The 16,464-nt window shown below is 51.2% G+C and carries 16 protein-coding genes; 10 read left to right on the forward strand and 6 right to left on the reverse strand.

The features are described from left to right. Positions 1 to 5 precede the first annotated feature (5 nt). Positions 6 to 557 (reverse strand): Csu type fimbrial protein, encoded by a 552-nt coding sequence (locus tag BRW83_RS06270; RefSeq protein ID WP_157658853.1) that lies wholly within the window; start codon positions 555 to 557, stop codon positions 6 to 8. 329 nt (positions 558 to 886) lie between these two features. Here BRW83_RS06270 and BRW83_RS06275 point away from each other — a divergent pair, with 329 nt between their 5' ends. The 9 genes from BRW83_RS06275 (at position 887) to BRW83_RS06315 (ending at position 9,425) form a co-directional block, all read left to right on the forward strand. Further along, a complete protein-coding gene (locus BRW83_RS06275) occupies positions 887 to 1,954 on the forward strand; it encodes a porin (protein WP_005880645.1) in 1,068 nt (355 codons plus the stop codon). Positions 1,955 to 2,031: 77 nt separating this feature from the next. Beyond that, a complete protein-coding gene (locus BRW83_RS06280) occupies positions 2,032 to 2,259 on the forward strand; it encodes a FeoA family protein (RefSeq protein WP_005880643.1) in 228 nt (75 codons plus the stop codon). Continuing rightward, complete coding sequence (locus tag BRW83_RS06285; RefSeq protein WP_005880642.1) at positions 2,256 to 2,477, forward strand: FeoA family protein; 222 nt, start codon at positions 2,256 to 2,258, stop codon at positions 2,475 to 2,477. The genes BRW83_RS06280 and BRW83_RS06285 overlap by 4 nt, the downstream gene beginning before the upstream one ends. 63 nt (positions 2,478 to 2,540) lie before the next feature. Then, positions 2,541 to 4,697, forward strand: a complete 2,157-nt coding sequence (gene feoB, locus BRW83_RS06290) for a ferrous iron transport protein B (protein ID WP_036602919.1) — start codon at positions 2,541 to 2,543, stop codon at positions 4,695 to 4,697. 1 nt (position 4,698) lies between these two features. After that, on the forward strand, positions 4,699 to 4,902 hold the full coding sequence (locus BRW83_RS06295) for a FeoB-associated Cys-rich membrane protein (protein WP_036602916.1): 204 nt from the start codon (positions 4,699 to 4,701) through the stop codon (positions 4,900 to 4,902). A 496-nt stretch (positions 4,903 to 5,398) separates the two neighbouring features. After that, positions 5,399 to 6,349, forward strand: a complete 951-nt coding sequence (locus BRW83_RS06300) for a hypothetical protein (RefSeq protein WP_145814973.1) — start codon at positions 5,399 to 5,401, stop codon at positions 6,347 to 6,349. A 146-nt stretch (positions 6,350 to 6,495) separates the two neighbouring features. Next, positions 6,496 to 7,500 (forward strand): YiiG family protein, encoded by a 1,005-nt coding sequence (locus BRW83_RS06305; protein ID WP_005880639.1) that lies wholly within the window; start codon positions 6,496 to 6,498, stop codon positions 7,498 to 7,500. 182 nt (positions 7,501 to 7,682) lie between these two features. Beyond that, the gene (locus BRW83_RS06310; RefSeq protein WP_005880638.1) at positions 7,683 to 8,132 is read left to right on the forward strand and encodes a hypothetical protein; all 450 of its coding nucleotides are present in this window, start codon (positions 7,683 to 7,685) and stop codon (positions 8,130 to 8,132) included. 213 nt (positions 8,133 to 8,345) lie between these two features. After that, positions 8,346 to 9,425: a porin gene (locus BRW83_RS06315; protein WP_036602914.1), complete on the forward strand. Its 1,080-nt coding sequence runs from the start codon at positions 8,346 to 8,348 to the stop codon at positions 9,423 to 9,425. Between the two features lie 70 nt (positions 9,426 to 9,495). On the opposite strand, the gene BRW83_RS06320 is transcribed toward BRW83_RS06315, so the two are convergent. Together BRW83_RS06320 and BRW83_RS06325 are read right to left on the reverse strand one after the other, a co-directional pair. Next, positions 9,496 to 10,179, reverse strand: coding sequence for a tetratricopeptide repeat protein (locus BRW83_RS06320; RefSeq protein WP_231284482.1), 684 nt, complete (start codon positions 10,177 to 10,179; stop codon positions 9,496 to 9,498). A gap of 206 nt (positions 10,180 to 10,385) precedes the next feature. Further along, positions 10,386 to 12,068, reverse strand: coding sequence for a hypothetical protein (locus tag BRW83_RS06325; RefSeq protein ID WP_086131748.1), 1,683 nt, complete (start codon positions 12,066 to 12,068; stop codon positions 10,386 to 10,388). A gap of 309 nt (positions 12,069 to 12,377) precedes the next feature. On the opposite strand from BRW83_RS06325, the gene BRW83_RS06330 reads away from it, so the two are divergent. Beyond that, positions 12,378 to 13,646, forward strand: coding sequence for a type II toxin-antitoxin system HipA family toxin (locus BRW83_RS06330; protein ID WP_005880634.1), 1,269 nt, complete (start codon positions 12,378 to 12,380; stop codon positions 13,644 to 13,646). A gap of 23 nt (positions 13,647 to 13,669) precedes the next feature. Here the strand turns inward: BRW83_RS06330 and BRW83_RS06335 are convergent, their stop codons facing one another. From BRW83_RS06335 to mobA, 3 genes are read right to left on the reverse strand one after another with little or no spacing between them, the layout of a single operon-like run. Then, positions 13,670 to 14,503 carry a deoxyribonuclease IV gene (locus BRW83_RS06335; RefSeq protein ID WP_005880633.1) on the reverse strand — a complete coding sequence of 278 codons (834 nt, stop codon included), beginning with the start codon at positions 14,501 to 14,503 and terminating at the stop codon, positions 13,670 to 13,672. Positions 14,504 to 14,517: 14 nt separating this feature from the next. Further along, entirely contained in the window at positions 14,518 to 15,807 is a 1,290-nt protein-coding gene (gene moeA, locus BRW83_RS06340) for a molybdopterin molybdotransferase MoeA (protein ID WP_005880632.1), read from the reverse strand. Further along, entirely contained in the window at positions 15,804 to 16,460 is a 657-nt protein-coding gene (gene mobA, locus BRW83_RS06345) for a molybdenum cofactor guanylyltransferase MobA (RefSeq protein ID WP_391561021.1), read from the reverse strand. Before mobA ends, moeA begins: the two co-directional genes overlap by 4 nt. Between the last annotated feature and the right edge of the window lie 4 nt (positions 16,461 to 16,464).

The following is a 16,464-nucleotide window of genomic DNA, read 5'->3' on the forward strand; positions in this document are numbered from 1 at the left end:
TTTGGTCAGTAAGTCAGCTGGACGGTCAGGGTGTCGGTATAGTTTCCGGGCGTCAATCCGGAGCCTCCCGATGCCTGTCCATAGATATTGACGGATTCTGCTGTTCCATTGTTGGCGCTGGTAAAGAACGCAGTGCCGTTGGTGATTTTGCTGCTGTGGCCGGCATCGGTATATATGTCGTAAGAAACGTATTTGGAACCGTTTGCCATGGCATGCAAATGGCCAGACCCGGCATTGGGGTCATTGGTTCCGCTGATGATCGTCAGTGTAGGAGGGGTCGTGGTGGCGCACTGCAGCGAAATCGGGGATGAGCCGGAGCCGTTGACCTGTGCCGTCGCCGTCGTGAAAAGGGTCGATTGCGAACCGAAATCAAGCGTTCCCCAGGTTGCACCGGCTACCGGCGCACTTCCGTTGATTGAACAGGCGCCTGCCAGGGTAATCGTCGCGTTGATGACGCCGTTTACGTTGACTGCCTGTGTCGGGATCGACACACAGAATATGCCCAACATACCCAAAACACCCGTCAGCACGGAAGACTTCAGGAATTTGATTTTCATGATCCGGATCCTTTCCAGAGTTGAGTGATTCATATTCAGGATCGTATCGGTAATCTTCAAGGGGATATTGTTATTTATCAGCAAGATAGACGGGCTTGTTCAGAAATGTCGAATGCCGGTTCACGTTTTTTCAAGTGACGGAAATCTCATCATTAAATCTCTTTTTTTTAACCGTTTTTCTGGCGGTGCCCGTTTTTCTCATGTTGAAAAACCAGACAGAAGAATTTATTGAATGAGAATGATTATTATTTACATATGACATTTACAGCCATATAATATTTCCCGCCTGCAGGCATATCGATCTTTAACAATTCATTCAGGGATTACCAATGAAACGAAAACTCATTGTTTTTGCAGGCATGGGGTTTGCGCTGGGCATCGCTCATGCGCAGACTAATGTCACGATTTACGGGACTGTCGATACGGGATTCATCAAGGAATCGGGAAGCGATGTGCGGATGGATGAAAACAACGCGAACGTCATCGGATTCAGGGGTACGGAAGAGCTGGGAAGTGGGTTAAGGGCCACTTTCCAGCTCGAGAGACAGTTTCAGTTACCGGATGGGACAAACAAGGATACATACAGCCTTGATGATTCCATTTCAAGAGCGTTAGGCAATCGGAGACAGACTATCGACTGGACAGGTGCCGCCAATGTCGGGCTTGAAGGGAACTGGGGGGCTTTCCGTTTGGGCCGGGTTAATGAAATGTCCGTTGAATATTATACGGACATTGATCCTTTCTTGCAGGGAACGACCGGTTCTTCGCTGGCAAAGTACAGTTTGCTGCGATCCGAACAGCTTTCCAATACGATCCGCTACGACAGTCCTCTATTCTCCGGCGTTCGCTTCGGGCTGACGTATACGCTCGGGGCGGACGATCATGACCGTACGATTAGCCGGGATATTTTCAACGACGGTTTCGGTGTTTCGCTCAGGTATGAGAACGGTCCGCTTTTTCTGACGGGCAATTTCAGCCGGCAGGCCGATTCGGACCGTTCATATGTCTGGAATCTGGGCGGGGCATGGGATTTCGATCCTGTCCGTCTCTCGCTCGGTTACCAGAAAAGTAATCTGAAGGATCTTTCCGTCCTGAATCTGGATGACATCGATTCGCCGGTCACACAGAAAACATGGCTTCTAGGCCTTCAGTACAAGGTGGGTGCCGGTACGGTCAATGCCTCTTATAACCGCGCTACCGTGGACGGGACTGTTCACGGAAACGCCAACAAGTACGCACTTGGCTACACTTACGACCTGTCGAAACGGACGTCGCTTTATGCGGTCGTTTCGTATCTGGACAGCGACAACGGCTATGTGGCCAGCCTGAACAACGATATGGGAACCGAAAACACATCCATTACGGGTGTCCAGTTCGGTATGACTCACAACTTCTGATATGGGAGAAAACCGGCAATGACAACCAGGATGGTCATTGCCGGTCCCTTATCCGGTTAAATGAAAGGGGGATGCACATGATGCCTTTGGGAATGGCAGGGAAGGGATGTACCTGCATCATCGGCAGAATCGGCGGACGCGAGGAAACGAGGCATTATCTTGAAAACCTCGGATTTTGTGTCGGCGAGCCGATAACGGTAATCACTGAAATGAATGGCAGCGTCATCGTGAACATCCGACATTCACGTGTGGCGCTGGGCAAGGAAATGACGGAAAACATCATGATCAGGGAGATCAGGCAATGAAAACATTAAAAGATGCGTGTATTGGTGAAGTCGCCATCATTCGCAAAATACACGGGGAAGGCGCAACCAGACGCCGCATGCTGGATATGGGGATGACGAAAGGGACAGCCCTGTCTGTCATGAAAGTCGCTCCATTGGGCGATCCCGTAGAAGTTCGTGTCCGGAATTCGGAGCTTTCCTTCAGGAAAGCCGATGCGGAACTGATTGAAATCGAATAAAAAACAGGCGGACAGAACGCAAAAAAGTGCTGTCGGCCAATGAACTGAATTCTGGAATTTATTATGACAATCCGTATTGCACTTGCCGGAAACCCGAATGCGGGCAAGACCACCCTGTTCAATGCCCTGACGGGCGCACGCCAGTCAGTCGGCAACTGGCCGGGCGTGACGGTGGAAAAGAAGGAAGGACGGCTGAAAAACCGTCCGGACGTGACGGTGACCGATTTGCCGGGTATTTATTCGCTGTCGCCTTACTCGCTGGAAGAAATCATCGCACGAAATTATCTTCTGGATGAAAAACCGGACGTTATCCTGAATATCGTGGATGGGACGAATCTGGAACGGAACCTGTATCTCACCACGCAACTGCTGGAACTGGGCATTCCCGTTGTCGTTGCCATCAATATGATGGATGTCCTCGCAAAAAGCGGCGATCTCATCGACACCGACTTGCTGGAAAAAGAACTGGGCTGCGAGGTGACAGGTATCTCGGCGCTCAAAGAAACAGGAGTGGCAGAAGCGGTCGAAAAAGCGCTGGCCTCCGCACAGGATCCGGATGCCGTTCCGGTCCCGAGACATCGCTTTTCGGGAAGTGTGGAACATGCACTGGCCCATATTGAGGAAGCCGTCCTTCACGATTTGCCTGAACATGTCCAGCGCGGATTTGCCATCAGGCTTTTCGAGCGCGACGGCGAAACGGCAAAACGGTTGAACCTGTCGGATGAATGGCGTGCCCATCTGGAACAGGATATAAGGAACTGTGAAGAGGAAATGGACAATGACTGCGAAAGCATCATTGCCACAGAACGTTACAACTGGATCAGCGGCCTCATGGAAAAATGCTGCCGTCATATCAGCAACCATCTTTCCGTTTCGGACAGGATCGACGCGATTGTCACCAACCGTTTTCTGGGCTTGCCGATTTTCGCCGCCATCATGTCCTTCGTCTACTATGTTTCCGTCACATCACTGGGCGGTTTTGTAACGGACTGGACGAATGACGAATTGTTCGGAAAAATCGTTCCGGATGCTGTCAAGGCAGGGCTTGTTGCCGTGGATTGTGCCGAATGGCTCCAGAATCTGATACTGGACGGGATTATTGCCGGTACCGGTGCCGTTCTCGGGTTCGTTCCGCAAATCCTTATCCTTTTTGCTTTTCTCGCATTTATGGAATATTGCGGTTACATGGCCCGGATCGCTTTCATACTGGATCGGGTGTTTCACCGGTTCGGCCTTTCAGGAAAATCCTTCATTTCAATCCTGATCGGAACTGGCTGTGGCGTTCCGGGAATCATGTCCTCTCGCACGATCGAAAACGAACGCGACCGGAAAATGACCATCATCACCACGACGTTCATTCCATGCAGTGCGAAACTGCCGATCATCGCCCTTTTTTCGGGAGCCTTGTTCGCCGGGGCATGGTGGGTTGCACCGGCAGCTTATTTCACGGGAATCGCCGCCATCATTATTTCCGGCATTATCCTGAAAAAGACGCGACTTTTTGCCGGTGATCCTGCGCCTTTCGTCATGGAGCTTCCTCCTTATCGCTGGCCGACTATCGGCAATATTGTCCGCAGCATGTGGGAACGTGGCTCTTTATTCATCCGCAAGGCGGGCACCATCATCCTGCTGTCCACCATTTTTGTCTGGTTTGTTTCCAAATACGGTTTTACAGATGGCCATTTCGGAGCGGTTGAAGACATGAACGACGGTCTGATTGCCTGGCTGGGAAATGCCATTTCGTGGATCTTTTCGCCGCTGGGCTGGGGGGACTGGAAAGCGTCAGTCGCTACGATCACGGGCCTGGTCGCCAAGGAAAACGTCGTCGGTACATTCGGAATTCTCTTCGGTTTTGCGGAAGTGGCCGAAGACGGACAGGAAATATGGGGCACCCTTGCCACCCATTTCAGCCTTCTGGCAGCCTGGTCTTTCCTTGTTTTCAACCTGCTTTGCGCCCCTTGTTTTGCAGCCATCGGTGCCATCCGCCGCGAAATGAACAGCGCGAAATGGACTTTCTTTGCCATCGCCTACCAGACCGGCTTTGCATGGTGCACGGCATTGTGCATGTACCAGCTCGGTAACTGGATATTCAACGGGGTTTTCGGTTTCTGGACAGGGGTTGCCATTGCACTGGTTCTGGCGGCACTGTACCTGCTTTTCCGGTCATCCCGTGAAAAGAAACGCCTGTCCATGACGGTCTCGAATACGCAAGGAGCATAATATGATTGCCACCATTCTCATCAGTCTGGCACTGCTGGCCATTGTCGGAAGCATTATTTTCCGGATGATCCGGAAATGGCGCAGCGGACAATCGGTGTCATGCGGCGGAAGTTGCAGCGGGTGTGGCGGCGATTCCGTCTGTCACCCGAAACATCCAGCCGGACAAGCGATTAACTGGTATCCCCGGCAGAAGCCGGAACCGTGAATGGCAAATCCGGAACCCGAATAAGGGGTAGTGATATTTTTTATTTATAAAACCTCGCAAGCTACAGGCACTGTCCTGCTCAACTCTCATGTCTGTCGATATTGGCAGGCATGAGAGTTTTATTTTTGGCGGAGTGACAGATTGCTGTTTTAATTGGATATGTTTAAAAAACATATTTAGTATCAAATTGATAAACAGGTTTATTCATGTCTGTTCTTCGTATGGAAGGCGGCGTTTAAATCCGGAAGACTGCATCGGAAACTGTTTTTATCACGGTTTTTGTCATAGGCGTGCAGTATTGCCGGATTTAAATCCATATTGATGATTTTTATCATATTTGCCCTTTTTCCCGGTCTTAAACTCACGCTGAAAAGGGCATCATCCGGTCGTTTCGTAAAGATGAGGTTCGGCAGGCCTGACAGAAAAAAGGCTTGTATCGGCCAGTCGTGAAACGCTTATGAAGCGTGGCAGGTATTTTTATATGCCGGGGTATTCCATGAAATTCAGATCAATTATTTTGCCGGTCATGCTGTTGGTTACGGTGGGTATCACCGGATGCGACCAGACAGGCAAAAAAGCCAATGAAAAACCTGCAGACGCAGCCGCAAATAGTGCGTCGGCCAGACCGGATGCCGTTTCCGCCGCAAAGCTCGATTTGTATTCACAGGCATATAAAGTCATGATGAGTGGACAGACAAGCCTCAGGCCTTCTTATGAGGGATTTGTCGCCCGGCTTGAAAACACGCGAAACAATGAGGAAATTCTGTACATCTCCGGCGGCAGACTCGAATATGCGCTTGAATTGTTCAGGCAGGGGTATGCCATACATGGTGGCGATATGCCGGAACTGGACAGGAACGTTCTGGATGTCATCGATGCGGGAAATAGCCTGATGGCAAAAAGGGCCGGACAGGAGCCGATAGAAGGCAATCAAAAGGAAAATGATAGCCCTGATCGTGCAACGGACGGAACTTCACCATTACCGTCCGGTTATGAAGCCCTGTTTGCCGCAATGGATCGGATGGAAACGCTTTTGTTCAAATACAGGAAGAGTGAATCGGAAAAACGGATGGCATGGTTCAAAAAGGCAGGCAATTCATTGGGCTTTTATACGGAACGAAGTCTTGCTGAAGCACAGGATCTTTTGGCATTGTTTATCGCTTCGAAAAATGCCATCAATGACAGTGAAACGTACGACAAGGGCGATCTTGTTCTTTCCAGTCTGGAAGAGTCACTGGCAGCGCAGCGCAGGGCTTATGTCAATGCCAGATCAGAGGAGGTGGAAGGGCTGGAAAATTATCCTGCCGTTTACCGGGTTTTAACGAGTATGGCCGGAAGCTATCGTGACCTCAGGCAAAACAGGACGCTGTCAGATTTGTCTGCCCTGAATAAAAAATATAACGAAGCGATCAAGGCCAACAATCGGGTTTCAATGCTGATCCAGTGACGCAATTGCGGGAATTTCATGTCCGTTTGTCGCCATTCGGGTATAAAAGAAGGTTTCTTTGAAGAAGGCTGTCAAAATTTTCACCGATATCTGGAATAATAGGAAAATATTTTCGTCTTGCCATTGTCCTTTTCCGGAATCGAAAAATGAGAATTCCCGCTTTTGTCCGTCTCTTCGCTCTCGCCGCATTCACATTGAGCCTCTCCGGCTGTGTCGTCCTCATCCCGACGGTTGTTGAAGCCGTCAATCAGTACCGTCTGAACAATGAAGCGGAAGGTGCGGTTCTCGAGTCGAATACCGGCGCCTTGAAACTCGTCAAGGACAGTAACGACCCTGAAACCGGCAAGCTGAACGATTACATTTCCGGTTATAACAGCATCATGGTCGGTAACTGGAGCCTGTGGCCATCCTGGAATACCCTGACGAACCATACAATGAAGGCCAAACCGGCCGATACGATTTCCTTCCCGGTCGTCGCCGGGCTTGAAAAAGGGATAACTTCCTTCAAAAAGGGATTGGCGGTCAATGCGCAGGCATCTCCTGAATTGAATGCGGCGGTGACGGCTGCCGTAACAGCAGGGGAAAAGCTCTTGAAAGACGAACGCAGCAGCCTGCCTTACTTCCGGGATCAGGTATATCGTCGCGACAATCTGGATGGTGGCCGGGTTGTCCTGCCGATTCTGAAAGCGGATTATACGAAGCTGATCGATGCCATGAATGACATCGGTGCGATTCTCATCAAAAAACAAAGGGCGGAAACCCTGCGCAGAATGGATGTTTTCAAGTCGCAAAGGAATATGGTTCCGTATTATGCCGAACAGAGTCTGCTTTATGGACAGGATCTGGTGACCCTCTTTAACGATCCGGAAAACAGTGTGGCCGACAATGCCAAATACGTGGCAGGTGACAAGATCGTTGCCAGTCTTGAGCTTTCCCTGAAAAACCTGAAGAAATCGCTTGAAGCCGATTATCCGAAACGGGAAGGCAACAATGACCTGGACAGCATCATCAGCCATCTGGAAGGCACGATCAAGGTATACAGGTTCATGAAAGAAAAGAAAACGGCGAAATCTTTCAATCTGATGATGAAGCGTTACAGCAATGCCGTTGAAAGCTATAACCGTATCCTGAAGTTCACCCGTCCGGTATAAAACAGCTCATACGGGCTGCGTCAGACAGAAAAAAAGCACTTCGGCACTGAACGGAACGATTCATGACCTGAAGTGCTTTTTATATGCCGGTATTTTCGGCTATCATGTCGTCTGTTCAGGTTAATCGGATTCGGCATTTATTCACCATCACGCTTGTGATATTTCCATAAGGACAGGTTTCCATGAAAACGCCACTTGAAAACATCGTCGAATGGTTCAACGCTCTACCGGTTTCGTATCGTCAGGCAGTCGCAGTGGAAGTGGCTTCCATGATGCCCGGAATGGAGCCCAATATCAGCAATCCCTTTTATCACAAGCAGTTCATCGCCAAAATCAGTGAACCCCAGCCCGACAGGATGAAAGAAGAGGGGCTTGTCGTTTCCCTGAAAGCCCTGATCGAAGACATAATCACCGTCCGGACCAAAGAAAACGAAAATTGGGAACAGATGGAAAAAGAACTGAAAGAAGCGGCTGAACTTACCGGCAGCTGTTCCCTTGCCGAACACGCTTATCAGAAGCAGATTCAATACAAGCAATGGACAGCCATACGCGAGAGCTGGAAAGCGATGGCGGCACAATCCCTTACTTATCAGGCGCTTTGCCTCTGGCGCAAGGCCCTTCAGACAGCATAAACAGCTGTTTCAAAAGCTGTACCGTTTCAGTTACGAAACGAAAACAAACGGTAAAAAAGCATTGTTATTCTTTCAGGAAAGCAATGCTTTCGTTTTTTTATAATTTTGAGAATGATAATTATTCTCATTTGATGAGTTTGCATTTATAATGCAGTCCACTATGCGAGCCCATGCAGTGGCTCACAAATGAATCTCAGTCAGGAAGTTTCACTCATGTATAAAAAATTGATAGCCTTGTCGGCGCTGGGACTGGCCATGTCCGCGCAGGCACAGACCAATGTCATTATTTACGGTACCGTCGATACCGGCTTCGTCAAGGAAACAGGCAGCAGTACGCGGATGGATGAGAGTGCCGCCAACCTGATCGGCGTACGCGGATCGGAAGAGCTGGCAAACGGTATTAAAGCGACTTTCCAGCTTGAACGGCAATTCCAGCTCCCTGACGGCACCAACAAGGAAACCTACAGCCTTGACGATTCCATTTCAAGAGCGCTCGGCAACCGTGGGCAGACAATCGACTGGACAGGTGCCGCCAACGTTGGCCTTGAAGGGCCGTGGGGCTGGGTCCGTCTGGGGCGTGTCAATGAAATGTCGTCAGAATTCTTTACCGAACTCGATCCGTTTTTGCAGGCGGCAACCGGTTCGGCACTCGCCAAGTACAATCTTTTGCGCAGTGAACAGCTTTCCAATACGGTTCGCTACGACAGTCCCGAATTCGCCGGGTTCGTCGTCGGCCTGACTTACACGTTAAGTGCGGATGACCATAAAAAACCGGTGGGAGTAAACAGCGACATTTACAATGCCGGTTTCGGCGGCTCGCTGCGCTACAGCAATGGACCTGTTTCGCTGATGACCAACTATAATCGTCAGGCCGATTCCAATAAATCGTTCGTCTGGAATATCGGGGGTGCCTATACGCTGGGCGACTGGCGTTTCTCGGCAGGATATCAGGGAAGCCAGCTGAAAAACCTGTCGTTGATCCCTGATCTCGACCTTGGCGTTGATACGCCGATCAACCAGAAAGAATGGTTGCTGGGTGTCCAGTACCATATAGGACAGGGCACTATCAATGCATCGTATAACCGCGCTTCGGTCGATAAAACCGCCCACGATGGTGACGTCAACAAATACGCTCTGGGTTATACCTATGACTTGTCGAAGCGGACACAGTTATACGGCATGGTGTCCTATACTGACAGCGACAACAGCTTTGTCGGCAGTATCTACAATAACAACGGAGCGGAAAGGGAATCCGTTACCGGTGTTCAGGTCGGTATCACGCACAGTTTTTGATGTAAAAAGGAAGAAAAAACTTTGTCTGGAGCACGCCAGCCGTGCTCCTTTTTTATGTGAACAGAATTGATTACTGTTTCTTTTCGGCTTTTTCCGCCATATCCAGCCAGCGTTGAGACTCGGCATCATTCTTTTGAACCCCCAATTGGCCGAGCTTGTAAATGCCTGAGAGCACCTTCATCGCCAGCACATTCCCGTTTTTGGCAGATTCCCTGTACCAGTACAACGCCCGATTGGCATCATAGGGTACACCATTTGCCTTGGCATATGAGTCGGCCAGAAAGAGCTGGGCTTCGCTATCGCCTTTTTCTGCACCGAGGATGTAATACTGGACGGCTCGGTTAGGGTCTTTTTTGACACCCTGTCCCTTGTCGTAAAAAAGGCCGATATCCGCATAAGCCCCGACATCACCATGTTCAGCCGCCCGACGGTACCATTGCATGGCTTCTTTGTAGTCTTTTTTGACTCCTGTTCCCGTTACCGCCAGATAACCCATTTTCATTTCAGCGTCAGGATAGTTTTGATCTGCGGCTTTACGGAACCATTGAATAGCTTCATTCATATTTTCTGGTATCGGTTTACCGTGTTGATACATGAGACCCAGATTGAATTGGGCAGCAGCAAATCCGGCTTCAGCCGCATTCCGGTACCATTTATACGCCTCTTCCGGGTTTTCCTTTATTCCCAATCCCTTCTTGTACATATAACCAATGCGATTCATGGTAGCAGGATTATTGGCCGCATCAGGCTTCATGAAATAGCTCAAGGCTTCCTGATATTTTCCTGAGTCATAAAGTCGGTTTCCTTCTTTTACGTTGTCAGCAAAGACTAATGATGTGCTCATCCAAAATAAAAAGAGGAAAACAAAAGATTTGAGAAAAATTTTCATTTTATAAATTAGTTTGTACAAACAAGGCCAGCCTATTATGGCTAGCCTTGTTTGTTTCGGTCAAGCGGATATCACTGGGAAAGATCTTTGTCGTCCTTTCTTTTATCAGTATTTCTTTTAACAGCCAAATTAACCCCCACCTCCTGCCCCTGAGACACCCCGAAATCCGCCAGAACAGACGTGACCCACCTCTTCAATTCTTCGGGACTCCTGACCTGCGCAGGTGGCTGGAAAGGGATGTTGAGTAGCGAAAGCATCCCCAGAGGTATCCCGTACATCAGCGATTCCCCCACATGGGCCTGTCCTGTCTTGTCCAGCAGTTTCGCGTGCAGGTTGGCCGAGACGCTGGCTGCTGACATCCCGGTTAACGTCGCCAGACTGTCGACTTTGCCCAGTAAGGCCGTTACCGGAATTTTGACGATCTGGTTCCCGAGGTTCTGGTACAGGTAATCCGTCACGTTTTGCAGGGTCTTTTCCGGGTCATTGGGGTCGATGATTTTTTCGGGGGTCATGGGTTTCATGGCGTCCATTTCCCGCTGGTATGTTTTCAGTGTGTCCTGCACGGCTCTCAGGGCTTTGGGGTCGCCCCCGGTCATGCCATAGACCATTTCCCCCATCAGGGAGGCGAAGGAGTAGAAGGCGGTTTTGGCTTCCAGAGGCGCCATTTTCATGCCTTTTTCGAAGGAATAGGCTTGCCGGCTTCCGTGTTTGGGGTCGTAGGTGTATCCCTGTGCTTCGTTGAATTCCTGTATGGCCCGGCCGACGGTTTCATTGTCCATGTTCTGGAAGATGGCCGGGATCAGTTTGCCGGTGGTCTGGTCGGGTTCGCTAACGGGGCGACTGCCGTCTTCGCCGTGGACGGGGTTTTTCGGGGCAAGCGCCTTGTTGACGTAGCCGGTGACCGCTTTCCCGGCCTGCCTCTCTGCTTCGGCATAGCTCGAATCCGGATGCCCTGCCGGATTCTTTTTCCACGATTCGTTTCCTTCCATCGGGGCGATGGCGTTATCGTTCAGGTAGTCGTATGCGCGGCCCATGCTTTGATCCTGCGGAATATTCACACTCATGATCTGCGAAAGGAAATTGTCATCCACCTTCACGACCTTCACCGGTTCATCCGCATATTGAATCGCCTTCTGTATTGACGGCACCCCATCGCGTTCCGGAACATATTCAAGAGTGCGATAGCCGGTTGTCTGAGGATTTTTGTCATCCAGACGGAGTTCCAGTGTTTGGGCTCCTTCCTGCTGTTTTTGTCTGAGCTGGCTTTCCAGTTCGATCCATTGCCTGAAAACCGGGTCATGTCTGGCGTTCAGGATGAAGCTGATATCTTTCTGATCCTGTGTCATCCCATTGACCTTGTTTTTCCAGCCATGGATGTAGTCATCTCTTTCCGGGCCGGTCAAGGGACGTCCCAGTGGGCTTTTGGGGTCGTTTCCTGCACTGAAACGATTCATGAGCATGTCGTTTCGTCTGCTGGCGTCCAGTCCCTTGTACGGGTCGTCGGGGTCGGTTTTGAAGACGGGGGCCCGTTTATCGTTATCGGTGACGACTGGTTTTTGAGTATTTTGCTGGAGGGATTTTAGCTGTTCGGCCTGCGCGGCCTGTTGTTCCCGCAATATCCTTGCCTGTTCCCGTTCCTGTTCGCGCCTCCGTCTCTCGGCTTCACGTTCCAGTGCACGGTTTTGTTCTTCGGGGTCCTGGCTTCCTGAGTACATGTCTCCGGCAGCCCCAAAGTAGTCATCGATTCCACTCATTACGTATCTTTTGCCAATGAAAAAGCCTTCCGGCTCATGAGGTAATGGCGGAAGGCTTCAGAAATAAAAAAAGCCTCCCGTCAGGAAGGCTTCAGGTATAAAAAAGGCCCCTCCATTGGAAAAGCCTCGTGTCAATTTCGAAAACCGGGCGCATGTCGCCCGTCTCTTTCATTTATACAGGATAAATACTCTTCGGTCAGCTATGTCACTTGTATTTTGTAATAAAATCCGACCGGAAGAAGGGATGAAACTATGTCAGGCTTTCTCTATCTGATAAGATGGGGAATGTCTCTTCAAGCGAGGTGATCCATGCAATGCACGATTGAAATTTTCGACCGCGGTCAATGGCAGCCTTGCTGCATCGTCGAAACGGAAAATCCGTCGGCCGGATCGCAATCGCCTTCCGTTCTGACGTATCTGCCCGATTATGTTGAAAACGGCAGCCTGCCCGTCTCGATTCATTTTCCTGTCCGCAAGGAACCCTACCGTCTGTCTCATTGGCCTTCTTTCATGCTGGATATGGTACCGCGCGGGGAAGGGCGGGAATATCTGCTTTATGAATGCCACATTCAGGAAGAGCTTGCGACCGACTGGAAACTGATGCTTGTCGGGGCGATCAATCCGATCGGCAATTTGCGGATTGCCGAAGCGAACGTGTTTTACCGGAATTTTTTAAGCAAAAAAGCGCCGCTCTGGGTCAATCGGGGGTTTACGATCAAGGAAATTCTTGAGCGGAGCGAGAATTTTGTGGAATACCTTGAAGAGCATGGCATGCTGTCGGCAGGAACGACGTCCGTTCAGGGGAAAACACCCAAATTTTTGATGACGCAGGACAAGGACGGCCTGTGGTATGCGGATGCTGCCTTGCCGGACACAAGGGCGGCGCGTCATTTTCTGGTCAAGCTTTCCCGGGGTCGCAATCTGGCAGACTGGAAAATTCTTGAAAACGAAACGGCTTATGTTCGTGTCGCCCGTGAAATGGGTCTGGCTGTCGGTGAATTGCCGAAGTGGCAAAGCGATATGCTGTTCATTCCGCGTTTTGACCGAACGGTCACGGAAACGGGCGTTATCCGGCACCATCAGGAAAGCATCGCTTCGCTGTGCCAGCTGGCCGATGCCTCCGAAAGACCTTCCCATAATGTCGCTTTGAAGACCTTGCGGAAATTTGTGTCCGATCCTTTTGCGACGACGGTGGAATACCTGAAACGGGATATTCTCAATATGGCGATGGGCAATATCGATAACCATCCCTTCAATAAAGCGGTCAGGATGCTGCATGGAAAAATCGGACTGACCCCCATTTTTGACTTTTCGCCGTCTTATCTGTTGACGGACGATATTGAACGGTCGATGGAATGGATGGATAAAAACGGGGATATTCTCGATAACTGGAACGATATTCTGGACAGTCTGGACATCCCTCCGGAAGAAATGTCGGCTGTTCTGGTCGAGATTGACCGTTTTGGGCGCAAACTGGACAGCTTGCAGGACATCATGACACAGCAGGGTGTGGATGAGGATATCGTCGATGCCCGTTATTACGGCATCCAGAACTTGCGCTCCCAGCTGAAAAACTGAATGCTTGAAAAGTCAGGCCGGGTTCAGTCCCGGTAAAGGCTTTTCAGCAGGGCGATTTCTTCGGCATGGCCCGGCAGTTCGTTGGGCGTTTCCAGACAGAACGGCAGGTTTTTCAATACAGGATGGTTGATGATCCGGGTGATCGCGTCGATGCCGATGGTGCCTTCCCCGATTGTCGCGTGTCTGTCCTTGTGGCTGCCGAAGGGCATCAGGCTGTCGTTCAGGTGGATGGCATGGAGATGCTTCAGACCAATGACTGAATCGAATTCTTCCAGTACGTCGTCAAGCCGGTTGACGACGTCGTAACCGGCAGACCAGACGTGGCAGGTATCGAGACAGACGCCTGTTTTCGGATGGTTGCCGCAGCCGTCTAGGATGGCTTTCAATTCTTCGAAGCGGCTGCCGACTTCACTGCCCGATCCGGACATCGTTTCCAGCAAAAGCGTCGGTTCGGGACCGGTTTCCAGCACCCGGTTCAACAGGTCGATGATCAGTTCGATTCCCTTGCCGATCCCCTGTCCGACATGGCTGCCCGGATGGAAGTTGTACAGGTTGCCGGGAAGAAGCGCCATGCGGCTGATGTCGTCTAAAATGGTTTCAAAGGCAAAGTCGCGCAGGCGCTCGTCTTTGGCGCAGGCGTTCAGGGTATAGGGGGCGTGAACGACGATCGGAGCAAAACCGTTTTCGTCCATCAATTGCTTCAAGGCCAAACCGTCGGCCAGGTCCAGTTTCTTTGCTGCACCGCCACGCGGATTGCGCAAAAAGCATTGAAAGGTATTGGCGCCGATGGAAAGCGCGTCCTTTCCCATCCGGAAAAGACCTTTTGAAACAGAGAGATGGCAGCCGATATTAAACATATTTATAAGCTACTCTAGGCGAGGCCTTCCAGAAGGACGATATCGACCTGTTCACCTGCGCGCACCTGTTCGCGTTCTTCGGGCAAGACGATGATACAGTTGGCTTCCGCCATCGAACGCAGGATGCCGGAACCCTGTTCGCCGGTCGTCCTGACCGTCAGGCCGTCGGCATTTTCGGTCACGACGCCGCGCTGGAATTCAGTGCGTCCCGCTCTTTTGGACAGATTGGTGGCTGTCTGTGCCTTGACGGTCACGAGTGGCGAGTGCGTCGCTCCCATCATATGCAAAAGGGCATCCCGCACGAAAAAGTAAAACGAGATCATGACGGCGACCGGATTACCGGGCAAACCGAAGAGAATGGCGCTCTGCTTGCCGGAGTTGATTTTCCCGAAAGCCATCGGTCTGCCGGGGCGCATTTTGATCGACCAGAAGGCAACGTCACCCATATTGGCCATGACCTGTTTTGTATAATCGGCCACGCCGACGGATACGCCACCGGAGGTGACGATGGCATCGGCATTTTCGGCGGCGGTTTTCAGGGTGGCTTCCAGTTCGGCCGGATCGTCGGCCACAATGCCCATATCCATTACATCGCAGCCAAGCCGTTCCATCATGGCAGCCAGCACCGCACGGTTGCTGTCGTAAACGGCGCCGTCGTCCAGTTCCATGCCTGTTGGACGCAGTTCATCGCCTGTGGAGAGCAGGGCAACGCGGACACGGCGGCGCACAGGCACTTCGGCCACACCCAGCGAGGCAAGCAGGCCAATATGGGCAGGACGCAGCACGGTGCCTTCAGTCAGGGCGACCGAACCGGCGGCCAGATTTTCCCCGGCACGACGGATGTTGTCGCCACAGACAGCGGTTTTCGGCGGGATGGTCAAATGGGTTTCATCGAGCAGTTTGACGTTTTCCTGCTGGACTACGGTATCGCAGCCTTGCGGAATCATCGCGCCGGTCATGATGCGAATGCATTCGCCGAAACCGACCCGGGTGGTATAGGGATGGCCTGCGTAGGAATAACCGGCCACTTTCAGGGTCACGGGCTGGGAGAGGTCGAGGTTTTTGCAGGAAAAGGCATAGCCGTCCATTGCCGAGTTGTCGAAGGCGGGAACGGAAAAGGACGAGACAATGTCTTCGGCCAGAACGCGTCCCAAACTGTTTTTCAGGACAACCCGTTCGATGGCGCCGACAGGAGAAACAAAACTGTGAATAAGGTCGTGCGCCAGTCTGACCGACAGGGAATCGGGATTGTAGGAAGGGAGGCCACGGGTCAGTTCGTCAAGGACAGAAGCGTGTTGGGTCATGAGCGTTTTTCCGGTTGGGGGGAAGCTGGCTGGTATTTTTCCAGATCGACGGGCGTATTGATGTTTTCAAACGCATGAGTATCATTAAAGCATACTTCAACGGTCTTTAATGTTGAAGTCCAGCTGTCGATTTTTCGACCGCCGTTTTCCAGAAAAGATTCAAGATGCGGCCTGAGCGTTTTTTTCATCAGGGAAAATACCGGCTGGATGCGACACCCATCGCCAGAAGGAATACAGGCTATCGCCAGGTCGGCCTGTTCCTTTTCCAGTGCAATAGCCAGTTTTTCGACCAGTTCAGGCGAAACGAAAGGAGTGTCACACGGCACGGTGAGCAGCCAGGGTGATTCGCAATGACGCAGTCCGGTCAGAAAACCGGCCAGCGGGCCCGAATAATCGAGTGGTACGTCCTTGAAAACAGGATATCCGAATGACCGGTACGTTTCACCGTTCCGGTTGGCGTTGATAATGAGTTTGTTGACTTGCGGGGCAATCCGGTCGATAACGTGTTTTACCATCGGTTTGCCGTCGAAGACTTGCAAGCCCTTGTCTGCCATACCCATGCGTTTGCCCTGGCCTCCTGCCAGAATGACTCCGGTCACCCGGTCTTTGTATGAAGCGGGAAAAGCGTCTTTCTGACGTGTTATGTCTGCCAATGGA

Origin of the sequence: Oxalobacter formigenes, from assembly GCF_002127965.1 — a bacterium.
Classification (GTDB): Bacteria; Pseudomonadota; Gammaproteobacteria; order Burkholderiales; family Burkholderiaceae_D; genus Oxalobacter; species Oxalobacter formigenes.